Source organism: Pseudomonas sp. Pseusp10 (assembly GCF_059492225.1).
This window is the reverse complement of record NZ_CP168528.1, coordinates 3,164,133-3,184,051: the sequence shown is the minus strand read 5'-3', so window position 1 is coordinate 3,184,051 and position 19,919 is coordinate 3,164,133. Positions and strand designations below refer to the sequence as shown.

20 protein-coding genes are annotated in these 19,919 nt (G+C 55.6%); 9 read left to right on the top strand and 11 right to left on the bottom strand.

Annotated features, from left to right (window positions below):
- Positions 1–801: 801 nt before the first annotated feature.
- Positions 802–1,131, top strand: a complete 330-nt coding sequence (locus ACEN8Z_RS14350; protein WP_495594584.1) for a hypothetical protein — start codon at positions 802–804, stop codon at positions 1,129–1,131.
- Between the two features lie 275 nt (positions 1,132–1,406).
- On the opposite strand, the gene ACEN8Z_RS14345 is transcribed toward ACEN8Z_RS14350, so the two are convergent.
- The 3 genes from ACEN8Z_RS14345 to ACEN8Z_RS14335 form a co-directional block, all read right to left on the bottom strand.
- On the bottom strand, positions 1,407–1,871 hold the full coding sequence (locus ACEN8Z_RS14345) for an Imm30 family immunity protein (protein ID WP_310062834.1): 465 nt from the start codon (positions 1,869–1,871) through the stop codon (positions 1,407–1,409).
- 352 nt (positions 1,872–2,223) lie between these two features.
- Positions 2,224–2,574 carry a DUF7079 family protein gene (locus tag ACEN8Z_RS14340; protein WP_495594583.1) on the bottom strand — a complete coding sequence of 117 codons (351 nt, stop codon included), beginning with the start codon at positions 2,572–2,574 and terminating at the stop codon, positions 2,224–2,226.
- A 190-nt stretch (positions 2,575–2,764) separates the two neighbouring features.
- Positions 2,765–3,508 carry a hypothetical protein gene (locus tag ACEN8Z_RS14335; protein WP_495594582.1) on the bottom strand — a complete coding sequence of 248 codons (744 nt, stop codon included), beginning with the start codon at positions 3,506–3,508 and terminating at the stop codon, positions 2,765–2,767.
- Positions 3,509–4,253: 745 nt separating this feature from the next.
- On the opposite strand from ACEN8Z_RS14335, the gene ACEN8Z_RS14330 reads away from it, so the two are divergent.
- Complete coding sequence (locus ACEN8Z_RS14330; protein WP_495594581.1) at positions 4,254–4,772, top strand: isochorismatase family protein; 519 nt, start codon at positions 4,254–4,256, stop codon at positions 4,770–4,772.
- Positions 4,773–5,041: 269 nt separating this feature from the next.
- Here the strand turns inward: ACEN8Z_RS14330 and ACEN8Z_RS14325 are convergent, their stop codons facing one another.
- Positions 5,042–6,472 (bottom strand): aldehyde dehydrogenase family protein, encoded by a 1,431-nt coding sequence (locus ACEN8Z_RS14325; RefSeq protein WP_495594580.1) that lies wholly within the window; start codon positions 6,470–6,472, stop codon positions 5,042–5,044.
- Positions 6,473–6,595: 123 nt separating this feature from the next.
- Here ACEN8Z_RS14325 and ACEN8Z_RS14320 point away from each other — a divergent pair, with 123 nt between their 5' ends.
- A complete protein-coding gene (locus ACEN8Z_RS14320; protein WP_495594579.1) occupies positions 6,596–7,498 on the top strand; it encodes a LysR family transcriptional regulator in 903 nt (300 codons plus the stop codon).
- A 34-nt stretch (positions 7,499–7,532) separates the two neighbouring features.
- On the opposite strand, the gene ACEN8Z_RS14315 is transcribed toward ACEN8Z_RS14320, so the two are convergent.
- Together ACEN8Z_RS14315 and ACEN8Z_RS14310 are read right to left on the bottom strand one after the other, a co-directional pair.
- Entirely contained in the window at positions 7,533–7,898 is a 366-nt protein-coding gene (locus ACEN8Z_RS14315) for a nuclear transport factor 2 family protein (RefSeq protein ID WP_495594578.1), read from the bottom strand.
- 120 nt (positions 7,899–8,018) lie between these two features.
- Positions 8,019–8,651: a glutathione S-transferase family protein gene (locus ACEN8Z_RS14310; RefSeq protein ID WP_495594577.1), complete on the bottom strand. Its 633-nt coding sequence runs from the start codon at positions 8,649–8,651 to the stop codon at positions 8,019–8,021.
- A gap of 194 nt (positions 8,652–8,845) precedes the next feature.
- Between ACEN8Z_RS14310 and ACEN8Z_RS14305 the strand changes: the two genes are divergently transcribed.
- A complete protein-coding gene (locus tag ACEN8Z_RS14305; protein ID WP_495594576.1) occupies positions 8,846–9,802 on the top strand; it encodes a LysR family transcriptional regulator in 957 nt (318 codons plus the stop codon).
- A gap of 111 nt (positions 9,803–9,913) precedes the next feature.
- Here the strand turns inward: ACEN8Z_RS14305 and ACEN8Z_RS14300 are convergent, their stop codons facing one another.
- Positions 9,914–10,756: a LysR substrate-binding domain-containing protein gene (locus ACEN8Z_RS14300; RefSeq protein ID WP_495594575.1), complete on the bottom strand. Its 843-nt coding sequence runs from the start codon at positions 10,754–10,756 to the stop codon at positions 9,914–9,916.
- 263 nt (positions 10,757–11,019) lie between these two features.
- Here ACEN8Z_RS14300 and ACEN8Z_RS14295 point away from each other — a divergent pair, with 263 nt between their 5' ends.
- From ACEN8Z_RS14295 to ACEN8Z_RS14285, 3 genes are all read left to right on the top strand, one after another.
- On the top strand, positions 11,020–12,849 hold the full coding sequence (locus ACEN8Z_RS14295; protein WP_495594574.1) for a choline dehydrogenase: 1,830 nt from the start codon (positions 11,020–11,022) through the stop codon (positions 12,847–12,849).
- The gene (locus tag ACEN8Z_RS14290; RefSeq protein WP_495594573.1) at positions 12,846–13,115 is read left to right on the top strand and encodes a hypothetical protein; all 270 of its coding nucleotides are present in this window, start codon (positions 12,846–12,848) and stop codon (positions 13,113–13,115) included. The genes ACEN8Z_RS14295 and ACEN8Z_RS14290 overlap by 4 nt, the downstream gene beginning before the upstream one ends.
- A 165-nt stretch (positions 13,116–13,280) precedes the next feature.
- Complete coding sequence (locus tag ACEN8Z_RS14285; protein ID WP_495598073.1) at positions 13,281–14,186, top strand: glycine betaine ABC transporter substrate-binding protein; 906 nt, start codon at positions 13,281–13,283, stop codon at positions 14,184–14,186.
- A 394-nt stretch (positions 14,187–14,580) separates the two neighbouring features.
- Here ACEN8Z_RS14285 and arsJ read toward each other — a convergent pair whose 3' ends face one another.
- The 4 genes from arsJ to ACEN8Z_RS14265 all read right to left on the bottom strand — a co-directional run bounded on the left by arsJ (position 14,581) and on the right by ACEN8Z_RS14265 (position 18,277).
- Positions 14,581–15,810 carry an organoarsenical effux MFS transporter ArsJ gene (gene arsJ, locus ACEN8Z_RS14280; protein ID WP_495598072.1) on the bottom strand — a complete coding sequence of 410 codons (1,230 nt, stop codon included), beginning with the start codon at positions 15,808–15,810 and terminating at the stop codon, positions 14,581–14,583.
- 11 nt (positions 15,811–15,821) lie between these two features.
- Entirely contained in the window at positions 15,822–16,826 is a 1,005-nt protein-coding gene (locus tag ACEN8Z_RS14275; RefSeq protein WP_495598071.1) for an ArsJ-associated glyceraldehyde-3-phosphate dehydrogenase, read from the bottom strand.
- Positions 16,827–16,893: 67 nt separating this feature from the next.
- Entirely contained in the window at positions 16,894–17,244 is a 351-nt protein-coding gene (locus tag ACEN8Z_RS14270; protein WP_007995266.1) for a metalloregulator ArsR/SmtB family transcription factor, read from the bottom strand.
- Positions 17,245–17,626: 382 nt separating this feature from the next.
- Positions 17,627–18,277, bottom strand: coding sequence for a TetR/AcrR family transcriptional regulator (locus ACEN8Z_RS14265; protein ID WP_058158555.1), 651 nt, complete (start codon positions 18,275–18,277; stop codon positions 17,627–17,629).
- Between the two features lie 111 nt (positions 18,278–18,388).
- Here ACEN8Z_RS14265 and ACEN8Z_RS14260 point away from each other — a divergent pair, with 111 nt between their 5' ends.
- A complete protein-coding gene (locus ACEN8Z_RS14260; protein WP_495598070.1) occupies positions 18,389–19,282 on the top strand; it encodes an NAD(P)/FAD-dependent oxidoreductase in 894 nt (297 codons plus the stop codon).
- A gap of 21 nt (positions 19,283–19,303) precedes the next feature.
- Positions 19,304–19,777: a methyltransferase family protein gene (locus ACEN8Z_RS14255; protein ID WP_126045660.1), complete on the top strand. Its 474-nt coding sequence runs from the start codon at positions 19,304–19,306 to the stop codon at positions 19,775–19,777.
- The last annotated feature ends 142 nt before the right edge of the window (positions 19,778–19,919 follow it).

Genomic DNA, 19,919 nt, shown 5'->3' with positions numbered 1-19,919 from the left:
GGGATGCGGTGACCTCAGATCGGGCTGAAGGACGACGAGGCCAATGACAACTGCCCAGTCCAATGCACCGGATTTGAACAGCACGCTCCTTGGTTATGACCGGCAGAAGACGACCCGAAGCTGTCATTGATGATTTGGTTGCATATCCCGGCTATATCAAGCTGGGGGCTGGCCAGGATTAAAGTTGTTAGAACGGATTCATGTATGCAAACAGATAAGTAGTCATCATTTATCTCTAAACAAAGAACGCCATGATTGTATTTTGATCTAAGAGCTTTTAATTCTCCCTGATATTTTTGGTCTACACTCGCCCCAGTGTCTCTTCATTAGGAGCAGAAACGAGCTATGTATGGGTGCGATTATTGCTGCAGACGAAGATACTGCTGCAGAGCGGTCACCCGAGGCAGTCGACACCTAACGAATTTAGCTAATTATGCCCGCTCCCTTTAATAAGGTAGCTGACTTTACAGAGCAACTCAGTCATGGGTAGATATCTAAATTTGAAAGATTATTGACTGTTTGTGTGTGGAGGGCGTTGGGACGACATTTGTCTGAAGGAATGAGGGAGTGGATATCGTTTTCACTGATGCTGGAATATTTTGGCTTTGAGGGGAGTGCACTATGCCCGAAAGTAAATCCGATAGTCCTAGTGGACGGCGTAGGATGTCCGAGATAATTTTTTGTGTTGGTTCTATCGTGTTTGCGTTTGTTGTCTTTTTCTATCAGTGGTCATCTCATGCTCCGAGTGAACTGAACAGGCTATCAGGCGTGCTTTCGGAGGAGAGGATCGGAAGAGACGTTATGACCAAAATTACTGATGGTGAAAACGTGTATTTGTTTACCTGTGCTTCTAGGCTTGGAGGGTACTCTAAGTGTATTACCACGGAGAGTTTTCCAAGGGTGGATGGAAAAGACGCAATTGTTTACTGGTACTACCAGCGTGTTTTTCCATTAGTGGAAAATCGAAAGTTGGTTGTTTTAGTGGTGGACGGTAAAGAAATTATCAGCAGAGCGGACTCTGAGTATAAGCTGGCGAGTAGTAAAAAAATAGATTTTTGGTTTTATGCGGTTTTTGGTGTTTTCGTACTTGGTATTTTTGTTTACTTCACACGGAAGGCGCGGAGGGGTTGAAGTGGATAAGGCAACTAAATAGCCGCCCTCGGAAAACACTAAACTACGAAACGCCCGCTGAACGATTTAGCCAATCTGTTGCGTCGACCGGTTGAATCCACAGCCGTTTTCTGCCCGTCGTGAGAGGCAGAAAACGACCCATAGCTGCCGGTCACGAAGGGCTACAATCGGCCAGGAACAGTCGTTCGGTAGTTGGGGGGGGTAAAGGGGGCGGATTTATTTACCTAGGCAGCGGAAAATAAATCCGTCCCCTTTTTGCTACGGAATTTCTAAGATTACGCCGCAGCCAAAGTCACCGGCACCGTCTTGCTCAAGAATTCCGGGCTTACTTCGTTAATTCGAACGCACATGACGCGAACTGATTCCTTTACCGGTGCTGGAGCGGTACGGAGTTGGCGGACTAGCTCCTGTCGGCTCGCATCGCCATTCATCAAGCGCATGAGAATGATGGATGCCCAACGTGGCGACGAAGTAAAAAGCGCTGGAAATACCGACAGCAGTGCCGACACATATGACGCATACGGAGCTACATCGAGTGATTCAGCCGCGTGAACAAGCGTAAACATCCCTTCATCATATTCAGCCTTGTCGGAAAGCATTGAGAGCAAATCTGCTGCTAAGTTCTTACCGCCTTCGGCCAGCATGGCGTCGACACGCGCGTCGATTACCGAGGGGCGTGCGCCCTCCGTTTCAATCTCGCGACGCAGTGCTTGAAGTTCGCTATCGTATTTTGCGTTCATCGTCTTCACTTCGCAAAAATGGTGGGGTAGTTAGTCTTATTCATCTGTATCAAGTCTTGCAGGGCAGCTCGGATTTCAGTAAGAGCTTCGTTGGCGCATGGAAATCCTGGCGATTAAGGGTGATCGCGTCCGCTTAAAAAACGCGGACACCATCGCCCTTAATGCTGGCGTTCGGAAGATGACTTGGCCGGACGCTTACTCATTGGTTATTGCTCCATCCACCGACCGCTTCTGGCCGATTGCTGCCTGTCACGACCGGTTGAATCCACAACCCATTGCAGACGTTCGCTAACGACTGCAAATGGTCGATACGAGCCAGAAGCCATCGAGGGCGTTGGATCAAAATCGGGTCTCAGGCGTACGCCGACGGAAGCCGGACTGCCACTTGCCCCCAGCATCTACTGATTTCTTTAACAATGCCGCTGTCACCCAATTTGTTCGTAGAGGCTTCACATACCGACAGACGCTCTAACAGCCATTCATCTGTCCATCCCGCCCATTCGCCAGCAATGGATTTGAGGTTTCCCTCAAGTGCCGGGAAAACCTCACCCCATAGGATGTTGTGAATTTCTTGGGGCGAATAGCCTGTATCCAAGACTACGCGAGCGACATAGTCAAAAGTTGAGTCGGTGATCTCGGTGTCGAGAAAAAATTTTGAAAGTGCTTGCCAGATCTTCAGACGGTTTGCGTCGACAGTTTTCATGTAATATCCCGAAGCTTGAATGGAGCCCAGCGGCCAAAAGGTATAGTAGCAGAAAGCATTCAGGGAGTTACTCGCCGTCAAGACCGCCCGCTTGCAACCCAAAGCGGTCATCGAGAAGAGACCGATAGGGATACGCTAAAACTCTGCCGGCCGATCAAGGTGTCGACGAAATCAAGGGCGATTCAGGTTGTTAGTCAGGATCGGCAAAAGCCCCGTTCAACGACCACCCTGGGATGTACAAAGCGTACTTATTATTTTTTTTCTTAGGTGGTCTTGTATGATCGTCAATCACAACCTCGTCGGCATGTATGGCCCTATGTTTATAGGTGCTTTCTACTCCAAGTCCAATAGTTCGCGAGTAAACAGTTTTTCCTAGAGAATCGATCTCTAATTTTGTTGGTCTGAAGGCGCTTGGGTAAATATGTTTGGCTGCTTGAGTCCGTTGTTCAATAACAGATTTTTTTGTCACTTCCAAATGCCGAATGAACTCCCTTTTAAAATATTCCTCCTCCACCCTAAGGATTTTTATAAGCCCTCGTCTTATCTCCAGGTAATCAGAATCTAAAGGCCTTGACATTCTGAGGTAGTGATAAATTTTCTCAAGCAGCCTCCACTGGTCTATATCTTTTTTCAAGCATGAAATGAACCATATATCCTTTTCGAGTTCAGAAAGCATCTTTGGTAACTTTCCGTCGAACAGACTTTCGTAGTGAACAGCACTGTCAATATCACTCTTATAGATTGCCTCATCCAGTTCGACAGTTTTCTCTATCAAGCGCTCAAGATGACTAGAAATTTTTTCGCCGGCGTGCTTTAAGTCCTTTATATTTTTATAATCTGCGGCCAGAAAACTTCTATTTGGCTTAGACCAGTTCCTGCACTTTTTTGATCCGATGCTCTCTGCAAACCTAATTACGGTATCCGGAAGCTCCATCCGTCCTACTCCCTCAGCCCAGAGTCACCCCCCTGAAGCATAGCAATCCGCTGCTACCCTGCTGATCGACGGGACCGATTTATTTCCGCCCAAGCGTCTAAAGCGCTGAAAATGGTGCAGAGCTGTCCCAGTCCGGTATTAGGCCAGCAAGCGGCGCAATGCCAATCACCAGAACCAGCGTGGCACTCGACTCACATGTTCGTGCCACTGACCCCCATGGTACGCGCCAGCCACGGCTCCTCGCCGAACACCACTCGCAAGTGGAACGCAACGGCAATGACAAGGGGGTAGATATACAGCCCAGACGCACGCCAAACGATACCGCCCAGCCAAGAAGGATCATTACGACCAAGCGAATCGGGGGTGGGCAGGTACTTTATCGCTTGCAGGGGTTCACAAGGCAATGACCGCTTCTGGCCGTTATCTGCCCTCTGCGGAAGGGCAGCTAAGGGTCGTTTTCTGCCTCTCGCGATGGGCAGAAAACGGCCAAAAGCGGACCTCAACGAGCAATACAAGAAGTAGCCGTCGCGCAGATCTTGTCCCCTTGCCAACCAGGCACCGTGCAGATACTGTCAGCTTATGAATCAGCTACGCATTGCCTCGACCACCACTACCACGATCGCCCGAAGCGGGTCGTGAGAGGTGTCGTGAGCCAATAACGCACGAACTTCAAAGGCCCGCCAGCGATGGATAGGGCCTTTTCTTTTGCCCTTGTGTCGCTGGTCAAAACGCAAGGAAAAGCACTATGTATGCACTGTTGATTCTCGATATGCAGGTTGGATTGTTTCATGGCCCGGAAAAACCATGGGCTGGCGAGGCGCTGCTGAACACGTTGAATAGCCTGTTGAATAAAGCCCGCAGGGCCGGCGCGCCAATTTTTCTTGCTCGCCACGTGGGGCCGCCTGGCTCGCCAATCGAACCTGGAAGCCCGTTGACGCAACTGGTGCAGGAACTATTGCTACAAGGCGACGAAGTGATTTTCAAAAAAAACCGACCTAACGCTTTCGCCATGACTGACCTGACCGATCGGCTAAAAGCTTGTGGATCTCAAGGCGTGGTTATTGCCGGAATGAAGACCCAGTATTGTGTCGACAGCACCTGCCGCGCCGCACGAGATCTTGGATTCGATGCAGTGCTGATCGCCGATGGTCATACCTGCACCGACACCCCTGCGTTGAAGGCCGAAAGTATTGTCGCTCATCACAATGCAACCCTGGCGGGCCCATTCTGTCGTGTCGTTCACGCTGAGGACTGGCATTTCTAACCAGCGTTGATAGATCGGCTCAAGATTGGGTCGATCTGTCCGCTTTGGATTGTGGATTGCAGCCCTTCACTACAGGCAGAAATCGGCTGATTTCTGCCTTTCACCACCGTCAGCTTTGGATCGATTTCAGCCCATCACGACAGACCACAAACGGCCAGAAGCGGTCACTCGATCCACGTCAGCCTCCAGCTCTGCTGGAAACTAGGAACGATTTCCACCCTGTTTCCGATGCTGTCCACCCAGTTCTCCCTGACAGGAACCCGACCCGGTCATTTCAACGGGTCATACGTGACCAATGTCTTCGGTTCCAGATACGCGCTCATCCCCCACCTGCCCATTTCGCGCCCAAGGCCTGAATGCTTGAATCCACCGAAGGGGGCACGCGGTTCGTGGGCCAGAGTGTTGATGAGCACACGTCCCGAATCGATCTGACGGGCGATATTCACACAGCGTTCGGGACTCTTTCCCAGCACCAGGGCGCTCAGCCCATAGTCCGTATCGTTGGCAATGCTGATCGCATCAGCGTCATCCTCATAGGGGATGATAGTCAGCACGGGGCCGAAGATTTCTTCACGCGCGATGCGCATCCGGTTGTTGGCATCAGTGAAGATCGTGGGCTTGACGAACCATCCGGCGTGCAAGCCTTCTGGGCGACCTTCGCCACCGGCCAGCACCCTTGCGCCTTCTTCCTGGCCGATACGGATGTAGCCCTGCACCCGTTCCCATTGTTTCTGGCTCACCATCGGGCCGATGTCGGTGTCGGCGTTGCGCGGATCGCCCGATTGAATCTGTGAGACGCCCTCCTTCGCCGCCCGCTCGAACTCTGCTAACCGTGTGCGCGGCACAAGGATGCGAGTGCCGGCGATGCAGGCCTGGCCGCTGTTGAGAAACCCTGCCTGTAGCACCAACGGCATGACCGCCTGGAAATCCGCATCGTCAAGCACCACGGTGGGCGACTTGCCGCCCAGTTCGAGCGTCACGCGCTTCATGGTGTCGGCGCCGGTTCTGACCAGATGCTGACCGACAGCGGACGAACCGGTGAACGAGATCTTGGCAACGTCGGGATGACGGGCGATTTCCTCGCCAACCACATCACCCCGTCCGTTGACGATGTTGAATACACCCGGTGGCAGCCCCGCTTCGTGCAACGCTCTGACCACGACCTGCGTCTGTAACGCGCTCATTTCGCTGGGCTTGATCACAGCGGTGCAGCCTGCCGCCAGCGCGGTGGCGAGCTTGTTGCAGATGAAGCCCGCATTGCTGTTCCAGGGCGTGATCAGACCGGTAACGCCCACGGGCGTCAGAATGACCCTGGCCATGCCGACCTGTTCCTCGAAATCGAACACCTCCAGTGCATCGATCGCTTGCGCAATCACATCAGCCGGATAAGTCGCCATCCAGCGCCCGCGAACCGAAGGCGCGCCGTATTCCACCAGGATGGCTTCCAGTAGCTCTTCCTCCCTTGCCGCCACGGCCTGGTGCATGCGTTGCAGTGCCGCAATGCGCTCCTCCCGACTGGTACGAGCCCAGGCCGGGAACGCAGCCTTGGCGGCTGCGATGGCACGCTGTGCGTCCAGTGCATCGCCCAGCCGAACCTGACCGATGACTTCCTCGGTGCTCGGGTTATGGAGGTCGAACCATTCCTGACCGTGCGGAATGACGAACTCGCCGTTGATATAGATGTGTTCAATGCGCTGCATGACGACTCCTCGTTCAAATGACTCGCCTGAATCGAGCCTCTGTGAAGCGAAGTCTAAGAAGGGTTCACTGTTCCGATAAGCTATCCTTTTGCTAATGAAGCATCCGCATTTTCAGGACAATCCATGCACAGAACAGGAATGACCGAGCTGGAAGTGGTTCTGGCCGTTGCGCGCCGCAACAGCTTTCGTGGCGCGGCACAGGAATTGGGCATGTCCACCACCGCCGTGAGCAGCGCGGTGGCCGGCCTGGAAGCTCGCCTGAAGGTGCGCCTTTTCAATCGCTCCACGCGCAGCGTTGCCCTCACCGATATCGGGCAACGCTATGTGGAGCGCATTGCCCCTGCACTGGCGCAGATCAAAAGTGCCGGCGAAGAAGCCAGCGTCGGCCCCGACGAACCCAGCGGCACACTGCGCATCAATGCACCGCATGGCGCGGCCTATCTGCTGCTGGAGCCGCTGTTCAAGCAGTACGCTCAGCGCTATCCCGAGGTGCGCATCGACATCGTCAGCGAATCAAGCATGGTCGACATCGTCGCCGGAGGCTTCGACGCCGGGATTCGCCTGGCAGAGTCCGTACCGCAAGACATGATTGCCGTGGCGCTGTCAGATGACATCCGGATGCTCGTGGTGGCAACGCCCGAGTATCTCGAACGCCATGGCGTGCCCAAGCACCCGCCAGACTTGCTCACCCACCAGAGCATCGGCATGCGCATGGCCCACGGTGGCCTCTACGGTTGGGAACTGGAGCGAGACGGCCAGAAGTTGCAGATGGATCTGCCGGTGCGCTTCGCGTTCAACGAGTTGCTGGCCATCAAACAGGCCGTGTTGTTGGGCCTTGGCATCGGTTTCATTTCCGAGTGGTTCATCCAGGAAGAACTGACAAGCGGCGCCCTCGTGCCGGTGCTGATGCCGTGGTGCCCGTCGTTTGGCGGGTTGAGGCTTTATTACTCGGGGCGCCGCTTCGTGCCGGCGCGATTGCGCGCATTGATTGATCTGGTGCACGAGTTGCGGCCCAATCTGGTTTGATAATGTTTCGACCCATCAAGAGCACTCGGTTGTTTCAGGTGGGATCGTTGTCGAGAAATACATAGAGCGCAGCTATCTTCCCATCGCGAACGATGATCACATCCCAGCCCGTGTAATCAGGTGACTCACCGCGCGGGCCAGAGCCCCAAGCCAGGCGCCCGGCATTGTGGAGCGCCTGCGGCTTACTGTGCGGGGTGTACACGAAGTGCGGGTGCATCGCGCGAAGATCTCCGGCAAATTTGTCCAGTGCGTCGTGCCCGACAAACACGCCCGGAGGCACATAGATCATGCAATCCTCTGTGTACAGCTCCTTGATGGCTTCACGACGACGGGAGGCATCGCCTTCACCAAAGATCTCTTGAAGATTGCGAAGCAGCAGTTCATTGATGCGAGCACTCATGATTCTTTTCCTTCGTCATTGACTGTTCAGTCGATTCTGGGGGAAGGCGTGGACCTCTCTCGCCTCCAGCGCCCTCAAGCAGCCGCTTTGCCCCAGGAGGTTGAGAGAGTGGACGTTGCGTTATTGGGCAAGCGCCAACGTCTTGTTGATGGCCGTAACGACTGCGGGTCGCGCCGAGACGTCTTCGTACCAGCGAGTCACGAACGGGAATTTGGCGAGAGATGCGCCGATTGCCTGGTGACGCCACACCCACCCGAAATGTGCGATATCGGCAATGCTGTACGTCTCGCCAGCCACATAAGGACGCTGCTCAAGATTGTGGTCAAGCACCCCCAGAACTCGATCGACTTCCGATAACGCACGCGCCTGGGCTTCAGCTTGCGGTGACGACTGCAGGTTGACCAGGAACGCCTGAAGGAACGCGGGACTCAGGCCGGACGCGTGGAAGAAGAGTTGTTCGAATACCTTGGCGCGATGAATGCCATCATTCGCAAGCAGTTGCCCGGTTTTTTCTGCGAGGTAGACCAGGATGGCGGCGGACTCGCCGAGCGCCACATCATCGACGCCTGGCTCGCAGGAGCGGTCAATAAGCACGGGCACTTTGGCGTTGGGATTCAAGGCTCGGAAGGCTTCGCTCTTCTGTTCCCCCTGACGCAAATTGACGGGGACGAGCCGGTAGTCCAGTCCCAACTCTTCCAGCGCGATGGAGACCTTGAGGCTATTAGGAGTGGCAAAGGCAAACACTTCAAGCATGGTCATATCCTCTTTCATTCAACAGACGAACCAGCCGCCCAGGCCAGTCGTCAGACTTGGACCTGCCCTCCATCGACGAAGAACTCCATAGCTGCGATGCAAGCCGCGTCGGAGGACGTTGGGTGAGACAAATTTATGGCCATGCGCTATTTTTCGAAATAGTAATGAATGAAAACCATCGTTGCAGGAATGTCATGTCGAAGCTGCCAGATTTCGAAGGGCTCGCGATGTTTGGGAAGGTCGCCGAAGAAGGTTCATTTGCGGCGGCGGCGAAAGCCATGGGTGTCTCGGTGGCTACGGTCTCGCGGGCCGTTACCCGCCTTGAAGAGCGGTTGGGAGGTCGATTGTTCAACCGTACCTCCCGCCGACTTGCGCTCACGGACTATGGCCGCTCGCTCGCCGATCGAGCGGCAAAAATCTACGCGGAGGCCGAAGATGCCGAGGATTTCGCACGTGAGACATCGAGTCGACCACGTGGCCTCGTAAAGCTCGCAGTGCCGCTCTCCTTTGGCGCGCGCTGGGTTGCCCCGTTGCTGCCCGAGTTCTTTCAGACCTATCCGGACATTTCCATCGATCTTCATTCTGCGGACGCGCAAGCTGACTTGATTGGCGAGGGCTTTGACGCCGCCCTGCGCATCGCTGTGATGGAAAATTCGTCACTCGTCGCACGCCTCATTGCACCGGTGCGCCGGTTCGTGGTGGCGTCCCCTGACTATCTGTCTCGCTACGGTCGCCCCCAGCACCCAAATGAGCTGGGTGCTCACCAGTGCCTGAGTTACATCAACAGGAATAGACGTGACATCTGGCGCTTTATGCACACAAAGAGCGCAGAGGAATGCACTGTCGTGCCCGTCGGCGGTTTGCGGGCAACGAGCGTGGAGGCATTGTTACCTACCGTCCTTGCCGGACTGGCCATCACGGAGATCCCCGAGTTCATCGCGACACAGTATTTGCGCGACATGCAGCTCGAGCCGCTGTTGACCGATTGGCGCTTGCCTGAAGGGGGGCTTTATTTCGTAACACCCACGACTCGTGCTCGGCCAGCGAAGGTAAGCGCCTTGGCCGATTTCTTCACCTCCAGACTCGCCGCCGTGCAATGGAGAGTCGAGACAGTCCTTGACCAGAAGCCACCAAACCGGCGCAGACGGTGAAGATTGCGACGCGGAAAAGCGGACGCAACGGACTCGATTTTCTCTCCATCATCGCCAACAGCAACCCCGGCGTGCCGCATAACAGCAAAGTTAAACCCAGTGAGGCCCGATTTAACCAACATGCGAAACTACATGCTTGCGCAGTTCCTGTGCGAAGTACTGAACAGCCGGATTACTCTGGTTTTTCCCCATTCTGAGTTCAATGGTGACGTTCCCGAGAGGGGGTAATCCAGCTACAACAGCATCGAGTATCTGCCAACTCGGCTGAATCAATGGTAACGAGGTCGCTGCAACCGCCAACCCACTCTCAACAGCGAGCTGAACACCGGTTACACCAGTACATTCGAAAGCTATCTCGTATTCTCTCTTGCTACTGCTCAGCGCCGTCAGGATCTGGCGGCGGTACCCACAACCGTGCGGGTACAGCGCCAGAGGTAACGTTTCGTCTGGTGACAGATGGTAGAACTCTCCAGCAACCCATTGAAGCTTATCGCTTCGAAGTATCTCGCCATTGCCGTCGCCATTTCTTTGCGTGACCAAGGCCAAATCCAAATCACCACCTTCGAGGCCAGTGAATAAATTTTGGCTGATGTCGTTGCGTATTTTGAGCCGTACGTTCGGGTAGCGCCGGGTGAAATGCTGGAGAACTGGTGGAAGGAATGCGCTCGCATAGTCATCGGGGATACCAAACCGCACAGTACCCAACACTTCCTCTTCGATGAACAGCGCCATGGCTTCATCACTTAAGGCCAGCATCTTATTAGCGTATTGCAGTAGAACCTCGCCATCCCGTGTCAGCTCAGCGGTCTGGTGCCCACGATCAATCAGCCTTTTGCCAACCAGTTCCTCCAGCTTTTTCAGCTGGATGCTAATCGCTGCCTGTGTCTTGTGCAGTCGCAATGCAGCAACCGAAAGGCTTTTGCACTCAACGATTACCTTGAAAGCATGAAGCAATGTCAGATCCAGGTGTCTCACCCTGCCTCCCACAAACAGTTGTACTGCCGCCGATAGAATGCCCCGGATGCTACGCGCACAGGACAGCCAGCTCAATCAGGAATGGCCAACGGATACGCTTCATTCATGTAAAGCAGACTATTCAATGCATTACGAGCGTATGTATTTCCGTGGAAATAACCTCTGCCTTAATAATTTCGAGTTCCGTATAACGATTTTTTAAGCCGAACTTAACTTTTATTAAATATCCACACAAATTGTAGTTGGGTAATCTGCTGCCAACCCCAATCAACTCTTTTAATAAAAAAACCATTCAGCGTCGGAGTTGCTCGACTGACATGCTGCGTGGCCCGCACCTTGCCCCTGATGAAGCACGCCTGCTCGATTGTGCTGGAGACCCCCTAATGAATGCAGAGTTTGACTATGTAGTAGCAGGTGCTGGATCTGCGGGATGTGTGCAAGCACGCCGACTTTCTGATGCGGGGTTTAAAGTACTGCTATTAGAAGTCGGCCCGTCCGACAAATCGTGGATCATTCGCATGCCAGCTGGGCTGCGCTCGGCGTTCAAACCTACCTCGCAATACAACTGGTGGTACTACACCGAAGAACAGCGCCACCTGAATAACCGCCGAATTCAGCAACCACGGGGGCGCCTTCTGGGCGGTTCGTCCTCGATCAACGGCATGACCTGGCTACGCGGGCACCCCTTGGATTACGACCGTTGGGAAGTTGAGGGCGCCACAGGGTGGAGTTGGGCCGACTGCGCACCGTATTTCAAGAAAATCGAGTCCAGCGTTATCGACAGTCGATACCGTGGCCATGACGGACCGATTCGCGCCCAGCGTCAGGAAAAGCTCAGCCCACTGAATGCAGCATTCCTCGAAGCAGGCCAGCAGGCGGGCTTCGCACTGACAGACGATGTCAATGGCTATCAGCAGGAAGGCGTCTCACGCTTCGAAATGAGCGTGCGAGACGGTGTTCGCAACAGCTCAGCCTACGGCTACTTGCACACTATGGGTGAACACCCTGATCTGACGATCTGGCTGGGTTGTGAAGTCCAGAAAATTATTCTGGAAGGCAAGCGAGCCGTCGGTTTTCGAGTGCTCCGTAACGGCAAGATGATCGACGTTCGTGCGCGAAAAGAATCCATTGTCAGCTGTGGGGTTTTCGGCTCCCCACAGCTGTTGATGTTGTCGGGAATCGGTCCAGCCGCGCATCTGAGAGAGCACGGCATAGTCTGTCAGGTTGATCTACCCGGGGTGGGTGAGAATTTGCAGGATCATCTTGAATGCCACATCCAGATCGAGACCAAGGAACCGGTATCACTTAACCGAGAGTTGCAACCCCATCGTATGCTGTGGGCAGGCATGCAGTGGTTCGGATTCAAAAAGGGTGTCGCTTCGGTTAACCAGTGCCATGTCGGGGCGTTCCTGAACAGCTCACCGACTACCCCGCACGCAGATATCCAGTTTCACTTCTTCCCGGTGTTCTTCGACAAAAACTGGATTCCTGTTTCCACAACCTACGGTTATCGGATCGGCGTCGGCCCAATGCGTCCAACCAGTCGCGGCAACATTCGTCTGCGTAGCGCAAAGGTATCTGATCCGCTGCGCATCGATCCGAATTACATGGCAACCGAGGAAGACTGGCGAGTCATGCGCGAGTCCATGCGCCTTGGTCTTGAATTCGCCGCTCAGCCAGCATTCAAGCGTTACAACTACCGCGAAGATACCCCCGGTACTCACATCCGTGGCGGCAAAGCTATGGACGAGTTTATTCGCGAAGACGCTGCTAGTGCGTATCACCCCTGCGGTACTTGCAAGATGGGTGGCTCCGACGACTCGACAGCGGTAGTGGACAGCCAGTTGCGAGTTCTTGGCGTGGAAAACCTGCGAGTCGTCGACGCCTCAGTATTCCCGTCCGTGCCCAGCGCGAACATCAACGCGGCGACGATCATGCTTTCAGAGAAGGCCAGCGACATTTTGTTGGGCAAACAGCCGCTGACGCCTGACTCACTGCCTTTTCATAGCCAGCTCTCTGTTCCCAAGGCCAGCAAAGATGTTGGCCTGGTGTCCTCAGGAAAAACAATATGACGAAGATCATCCAGCGCCAGGCTACAGCAGAAGAAAAGCAGCAATCCCAGCAATGGGAGCTATGGGAGAGCGGCGACACTGATCGCTTCGAATACGGCTACGACCGGGACGTTCAATTTGTGGTGCAAAGTGGCGAGGCCGTGATTCATAGCCCAACCAATCCACCCGTCTCGGTTGGTCCCGGTAATCACGTAACCATTCTAAAAGGTGTTGAGGGCCGTTGGGCTATCAGCTCTCCGATCACCAACCGTTACCAGTACATCTGAACGTCAAAAAGGACCAGAAAGAAGCACATAAACGAATGCAACTACTTGGTTGCGACCACAACGCTCGCCTCGAAGAACCCACTCCAGAAGTGACTTACAACAATTCGAGGCAGCACCCAATCATCTATCTGCCAAACCAATAACTCATAACATTGGAGATGCCCGATGATCACCCGAATGTCCTTCGCACAAAGAGCTGGCTGCTGGATGGCCAGCATCACACTACTCACCCTTGCGAGCATTGCTCATGCAGACGAAGCCAAGCCTATCACCATCGGTTGGGTGAATTGGGCCGATGCGGAAATTACCACCAAGCTGGCCACCACGATCCTGCAAGATCAGCTCAAGCAACCCGTCAAACTGGTGATGGCCGATATCGGTATTCAGTTCCAGGCAATGTCTGCTGGAAAAGTCGACATGATTCCGATGGCTTGGCTCACCTACAGCCATAAGCCTTTCTGGGACAAATACGGCGACAAGCTGGAAGACCTGGGCGTGCTTTATGAAGGGCGCCTCGGCCTAGTTGTTCCCACGAGCATTCCACAGAGCGAGCTGTCCAGCATTGAGGACTTGAACAAGCCGCAAGTGAGAGAAAAACTGGGCGGCAAGATTCTGACTTCCGAAGTGGGTAACGGACAGTACAAAACGGCTACCCGCGCTATCGCTGACTACAAACTTGAAGGCTACAAACTGGTGGCCTCTTCCGAAACCGGCATGCTCAACGAATTTGACCGTGTCACCAAGCGAGGCCAATGGGCGTTGCTCAATGCCTGGAGCCCGCACTGGATGTTCTCGACCTGGTCTCTGCGCTACCTGGACGACCCTAGAGAGGTCTACGGAAAAGCCGAGCAGATCCACGCCGTGGCCCGCAAAGGATTCACTCAGGACTTCCCTCAGGTGGCCTATTTCTTCGCACATTTCAGTATTCCGATGAAGGATCTGGAAAACATGATGAAACAGGCACGCGAATCGTCGGCTGACAAAGTGGTCGCTCAGTACTACGCAGACCACAAAGATACCTATCAGGCCATCCTCAAATCGGCGCCAGCTGTAGCGTCAGCCCAGCAGTAAGCCAGGCCAATCTCACGGGCCGTCCACAGGACGAGGTGCGGCCCGCATCCAACAGAATCACTGCCGTAGCCTGGCAACCTCTGCACAGGACACAGATGCACTCGCCGTGTGCTCGTGGCGCCGCGTTAGGACACAGCAATGAATAACTCATGTGCATCAATTGACGATGTCCCGCTTAATGAATTTCACCGCAAGTTAACTATTCAATCTGCGGGAGGTTCGTTCGTAGACGGATAGCCGCTTCGGGTGTCCGCTATGGGTCGAACTCTGCCGGTCAGGACAGGCAGAAACCGGCCAGTTTTGTTAATAAAACTCTCAATGGCATACCTCCGCCGTGCGGTATGCCAAGCTGCCATTTCTTCCGCTCGCATTCAGCCAGCGAAATCTCATCTTGTCATGTCGACGGTATCGCTTCGGCGTGCCTGGGCAAGGCGATAGAAATCAGAGCGGCCAGCATTACAAAGACCGTGGAAACCCACAGACAAGCCTCCAGCCCATAGGCCTGGTAAATCCAGCCGGACAGCACGGTGCCGAGCAGCCGCCCCAGCGCGTTGGACATGTAGTAGAAACCAACGTCCAGCGATACTCCGTCCTCTTTGGCATAGGAGACGATCAGGTAGCTGTGCAGGGATGAGTTCACCGCAAACAGCGCACCGAAGATCATCAACCCACCCAGGAGTACAGTCTGGGGCGACCAGCCCGCCGAGAGACCGAGGGCGATGGCCACCGGCAGGCCGGCCAGCAACGCCGCCCAAACGAAGGCCGCTCGCCCATCCGGGACATGGCCATGCTTCTTCCCGGTGATGTTCGGGGCGAGAGACTGGACGATGCCATAACCGATGACCCAAGCCGCCAGAAACCCACCCACCCACCAAAAGTCCCAGCCAAATACTTCACTCAGGTACACCGGCAAGGCGACGACAAACCACACATCGCGAGCGCCAAAGAGAAACAGCCGCGCCGCCGAGAGGATGTTGATCGCTCGGCTCTTGGAAAGCATCTCGCGGAACTTTGGCTTGGCCTTGGCTTTGCCCAGGTCCTGTTTCAGCAGGAGCAGGCTCGCAATCCAGACTAGCGCCAATACCGTTGCCATCAGTAGCACGGCCCCTCTGAACGTCAGCCATGCCAGCAAGGCGCCGCCCAGGAAGAAGCCCACACCCTTGAGGGCGTTTTTTGAGCCGGTGAGGATGGCTATCCACTGATAAAGCGTGCCCTGCCGTTGGTTGGGCACCAGGAGCTTGATCGAACTCTTGGCACTCATCTTGTTGAGGTCTTTGGCGATACCGGACAACGCCTGAGCGCCCATCACCCAAGGGATGGTCAGCCAGGCGGCTGGCACTGTGAGCATCAGCAAGGCAGCCACCTGGAGGCCCAGACCGATGTTCATCGTGCGATTCAAGCCCAGGCGAGCGCCGAGGTAGCCACCCACCAGGTTTGTGATGACGCCGAAGATCTCGTAAAACAGGAACAGCGCGGCAATTTGCAGCGGCGAGTAGCCCAATGTGTGGAAATGGAGCACCACCAACATGCGCAGCGCACCATCGGTGAGGGTAAAGGCCCAGTAATTGCCGGTGACCAGCAGATATTGCCGAACTTCCGGGGAAAGGGCTGACAACGCCTTCATGATCGCTCCTGTTAACCGGCCAAACCAACCAGCCTGGCCAGTTCGACAACACGATTGGCGTAACCCCACTCGTTGTCGTACCACGCGTAGATCTTCACTTGGGTGCCGTTCACCACCATGGTCGAGAGCGCATCGATGATCGAGGAGCGCGGATCGGTGCGGTAGTCGATCGAAACCAGCGGACGCTCCTCATAGCCGAGGATGTTTTTCAGCGGGCCGGCGGCCGCAGCTTTGAGCAGGGCATTGACCTCATCCACCGAGGTCTCACGCTCCACCTCGAACACGCAGTCGGTAAGAGAGGCATTGGCCAGCGGTACGCGAACGGCGTGGCCGTTCTGGCGGCCACGCAACTCTGGAAAAATCTCAGCAATCGCTGTCGCCGACCCCGTACTGGTCGGGATCAGGCTCATACCCGAAGCACGGGCTCGACGCAGGTCCTTGTGCGGCTGATCGAGAATACTTTGGGTATTGGTCAGGTCGTGGATCGTGGTGATAGAGCCATGGCGAATACCCAGGTTTTCGTGGATCACTTTGACCACTGGAGCCAGGCAATTGGTGGTGCAGGATGCAGCGGTAACAATACGGTGCTGCGCCGGATCGAACAGGTGCTGGTTGACGCCCATGACGATGTTCAGCGCCCCCTGTTCCTTCACCGGTGCACAAACCACCACGCGCTTCACACCTTGTTCCAGATACGCCTGAAGCACGTCAACGGTCTTCATTTTGCCACTGGCCTCGATGACCAGGTCGCAGCCGGACCAGTCAGTGTCGGCGATGGATTTGTTGGCAGTCACCCGCATGCGTCGACCGTCAATGACCACACAATCGCCATCGGCGCTGGCTTCGTTGTGCCAACGGCCGTGCACCGAGTCGAAATTGATCAGGTGCGCATGAGTGGAAGCGTCGCCAGAAGGGTCATTGATTTGCACGAATTCAAACTCGGGCCAGTGCCAGGCCGCGCGCAAGGCCAGACGACCGATTCGACCAAAACCGTTGATACCTACTCTGATGCTCATAGCGTTGTTCTCTTTCGTGTGCTGTCTTTGGAGGGGCAGGACTGGCCTGATCGAATTGACTGTTACGTTAGCAGCAGGCTGCCCTGCGCTCAGGGCGGCCGCCCATCTGATCAAGGCGCTTTTCGTCCTGGCTCAGCCAGTGTCGGTTGGCTTCGAGTGTCACCTGGAGTATGTCGACGACCCATTGTGGAAGTTCAGGGTGCACTCGATAGTAAATCCATTGATCTTGACGGCGATTTTCGAGCAGACCGCAGGCACGCAACTGAGCCAGGTGGCGTGAAATCTTGGATTGACTGTCATCCAGCGCCCAGATCAGTTCGCACACGCAAAGCTCGCCTTGGGCACAGAGCATCAGCATGATCCTGGCGCGGGTTTCATCACCCAGGCATTTGAAGACAGTGGCAGGCAGGAGGCTCATGGCATAGCTCGTATATTTGATAATTCGAATATACAGATATTGGTGAAATGAGAAAGCCCCCTGCGAGTGTCCAAACGCGGTGAGTTCCGTCAGACCGTGAACTGACTTGCCGTAGTGATACTGAATGCTTGGAGGGCACCTGAAGTGTTTGCTTTTGGCCGAATTTTGCCTGTCGCGAAGGGCTGAAGTCGGCCAATAGCAGCCGCTCCTGGCCAGAGACAGCAGCTTGAAGGAGTCTACGAATCTATGGTCGATTCAGGCTACGATGCTGAGCACTTGCGCCAGTACTGCGACAGTTAATCGGACGCAGCCTGTGATTTCGCTGCGGACCCTGAAGCGCAAACCCAAGCCTGTGCCAAGCTGCCCCGGAGCAATTAAATGCTTATCCACCCGCGTGGTCGCTGCGACCGTGCGCGGCGATGAACATGGCGACGGCCGACCGGCAATAGGATTCGATTTCGTTTTCGTCCTCTGCTCTCGCCTGATCGAAGCGGGCGATCATCAGTAGATCGGACCCTTTGAAGAGCGCGGCAAACAAGCGGGCGGCTTGGAGGGGATCGGGCACGTTGAGAAGCGCCTTCGCGTGAAGTTGGCGCAACAGGGCCTCGATGTCGGCGATGACATGGGCGGCGCCGGCTTCGTAGTGGCGCTTGCTCAGGGCGTTTTGACTCGTTTTATCGGCCATGACCATGGCTTCGATACTGCTGACGTCTGGTCTCAACAGCGTGCGCAGCAGTGATGTTCCCACCGCCATAAGTTGGTCTTCGACCGAACCTTCGGCACCTTCAAGCAGGGCCTGTGGTGCAAACGACTGCTGGCAGCCGGCCGCGATGGCTGCGCTGAACAGCGCCTCCTTGTTCTCGAAGCGCCTATAGATGCTGAGCTTGGATATCTTCGCCCGCTGGGCGACCTTGTCCAACGTCGTCGCTTGAAAACCCAATTCCACAAAAAGTTCGCTCGCGGCGTCGAGTATCGTTTGGGCAAGCGCCTCGTTGGTGGGCCGGCCGCGCCGGCCCTGTATGGTTTCGGTCATGATATTGGTACTTTACAGTATCTTAATTTAAGATATACGATACCATGCAGTATCTTAAGTGTGCAATCCAAAGGCTAGGTTACAACCTGCCCTCCAGCGGAGCCCATCACCATGAATGACGTCATCATCATCGGCGGGAGTTTTGCCGGTCTCGCCGCCGCTTTGCAGCTTGGCCGTGCCCGTCGCAAGGTTATCGTTCTCGATACCAGCCGGCCTCGTAACCGCTTTGCCGGACATTCGCATGGTCTGCTCGGTCACGATCACAAGCCGCCGCTGGACATCCTGGCCGCGGCGCGGCAGCAGTTGGCGCGCTATCCAACGGTCAGGCTGGTCAATGCCCGGGCGGAGAAAATTTCTGGCGTAATCGACGATTTCTGCGTTGTCACCGACGATCACGAAAGCCTAAGGGCCCGCCGCGTGATCCTGAGCTATGGCGTCGCCGACCAGATGCCTGATGTTCCAGGCTTTGCCGAGAGTTGGGGGACGTCCATCGTCCCCTGCCCCTATTGCGACGGCTTTGAAGCCGCCGGCCAGCATTGGGGCCTCGTGTGGTCCGGCCCGCAATCGCACAACCAGGTCAGGCTGTTCCTCGATTGGACCGACAGGTTGACTGTCTTTGCCGATGGTCACGACATTGCGCCTGATATCCAGGCCGATCTGGCGCACCGCAACATACCTGTCGTCGACGGGCGGATCGTCGAGATCGCCCATCACCAGGGGCATATCGCTACCGTCAATCTCGACACTGGCTCCACTGTCGCGGTCGACATCCTGTTTGCTCATCCGCGCAACAAGCCGTCCGCAAACCTGCATGAATCGCTGGGCCTTGCCACGATGGATACGCCCACCGGCGTCGTGCTCAAGGTCGACGAGCGCCGCCAAACCAGCACGCCCGGCATCTACGCCGCCGGCGATCTCACCACGCCCATATTGCCCTCGGTCACCCAGGCATCATCGCAGGGCGCGATGGCGGGTATTTTCGCCCAGCAGTCGATGCTGGCTTGAGCGCATAGAGAGGAGATGAACATGGCCGTCGAACCGGACAGCGCGGGGGTGCGCTTCCCTCCGCCCTTCATCTATCTGGGAGCGTTGCTGTTGGGGCTGGCGGCGGAGCGGTTCGTCGCCATGCGCTCTTTCGGCATCGACCGGTGGTTGCTGGTCGCGACGGGCGCGCTGCTGTTCGCTGCCGGCGCGGCGACGATGCTTGCGGCGGCGGGGCTGTTCCGGCGCCTGGGCACCCACGTTCCGCCGTCGCGACCAACGACCCTCATCGCAACGACCGGCCCTTATCGGTGGACCCGCAATCCCATGTATCTCGGCATGGCGCTTGTCTATTCCGGCATTGCGGTCGGCTTCGACGGAGCGATCGCCTTGGCTTTGCTTCCGTTGGTGCTGATCGTGATCCAGAGGCAGGTGATCGCTCGCGAGGAGCGCTATCTCGAAGCGAAGTTCGGCGACGACTACCGCCGCTACAAGGCCGAGGTTCGCCGCTGGCTCTGACTATTCCGCAGCTGCCGCCTGCGGGATCTTCTGATAACCAACACCGACTTTCTTGCCGCGGTTACTGAATGGGCCCTGATTCGTAGATTACCAAGGGCCGCTTTTGGCCGACTTCTGCCTGTCACCACCGGCAGCTATGGGT

Coding starts and splice junctions, on each gene's coding strand:
- ACEN8Z_RS14340 (WP_495594583.1), bottom strand. CDS start 2,574: ATGAAAACTGTCGACGCAAACCGTCTGAAGATCTGGCAAGCACTTTCA.
- ACEN8Z_RS14275 (WP_495598071.1), bottom strand. CDS start 16,826: ATGAGCATCAGAGTAGGTATCAACGGTTTTGGTCGAATCGGTCGTCTG.
- ACEN8Z_RS14310 (WP_495594577.1), bottom strand. CDS start 8,651: ATGCTTGAAGTGTTTGCCTTTGCCACTCCTAATAGCCTCAAGGTCTCC.
- ACEN8Z_RS14350 (WP_495594584.1), top strand. CDS start 802: ATGACCAAAATTACTGATGGTGAAAACGTGTATTTGTTTACCTGTGCT.
- ACEN8Z_RS14330 (WP_495594581.1), top strand. CDS start 4,254: ATGTATGCACTGTTGATTCTCGATATGCAGGTTGGATTGTTTCATGGC.
- ACEN8Z_RS14290 (WP_495594573.1), top strand. CDS start 12,846: ATGACGAAGATCATCCAGCGCCAGGCTACAGCAGAAGAAAAGCAGCAA.
- ACEN8Z_RS14325 (WP_495594580.1), bottom strand. CDS start 6,472: ATGCAGCGCATTGAACACATCTATATCAACGGCGAGTTCGTCATTCCG.
- ACEN8Z_RS14345 (WP_310062834.1), bottom strand. CDS start 1,871: ATGAACGCAAAATACGATAGCGAACTTCAAGCACTGCGTCGCGAGATT.
- ACEN8Z_RS14285 (WP_495598073.1), top strand. CDS start 13,281: ATGATCACCCGAATGTCCTTCGCACAAAGAGCTGGCTGCTGGATGGCC.
- ACEN8Z_RS14260 (WP_495598070.1), top strand. CDS start 18,389: ATGAATGACGTCATCATCATCGGCGGGAGTTTTGCCGGTCTCGCCGCC.
- arsJ (WP_495598072.1), bottom strand. CDS start 15,810: ATGAAGGCGTTGTCAGCCCTTTCCCCGGAAGTTCGGCAATATCTGCTG.
- ACEN8Z_RS14270 (WP_007995266.1), bottom strand. CDS start 17,244: ATGAGCCTCCTGCCTGCCACTGTCTTCAAATGCCTGGGTGATGAAACC.
- ACEN8Z_RS14320 (WP_495594579.1), top strand. CDS start 6,596: ATGCACAGAACAGGAATGACCGAGCTGGAAGTGGTTCTGGCCGTTGCG.
- ACEN8Z_RS14265 (WP_058158555.1), bottom strand. CDS start 18,277: ATGACCGAAACCATACAGGGCCGGCGCGGCCGGCCCACCAACGAGGCG.
- ACEN8Z_RS14305 (WP_495594576.1), top strand. CDS start 8,846: ATGTCGAAGCTGCCAGATTTCGAAGGGCTCGCGATGTTTGGGAAGGTC.
- ACEN8Z_RS14255 (WP_126045660.1), top strand. CDS start 19,304: ATGGCCGTCGAACCGGACAGCGCGGGGGTGCGCTTCCCTCCGCCCTTC.
- ACEN8Z_RS14315 (WP_495594578.1), bottom strand. CDS start 7,898: ATGAGTGCTCGCATCAATGAACTGCTGCTTCGCAATCTTCAAGAGATC.
- ACEN8Z_RS14335 (WP_495594582.1), bottom strand. CDS start 3,508: ATGGAGCTTCCGGATACCGTAATTAGGTTTGCAGAGAGCATCGGATCA.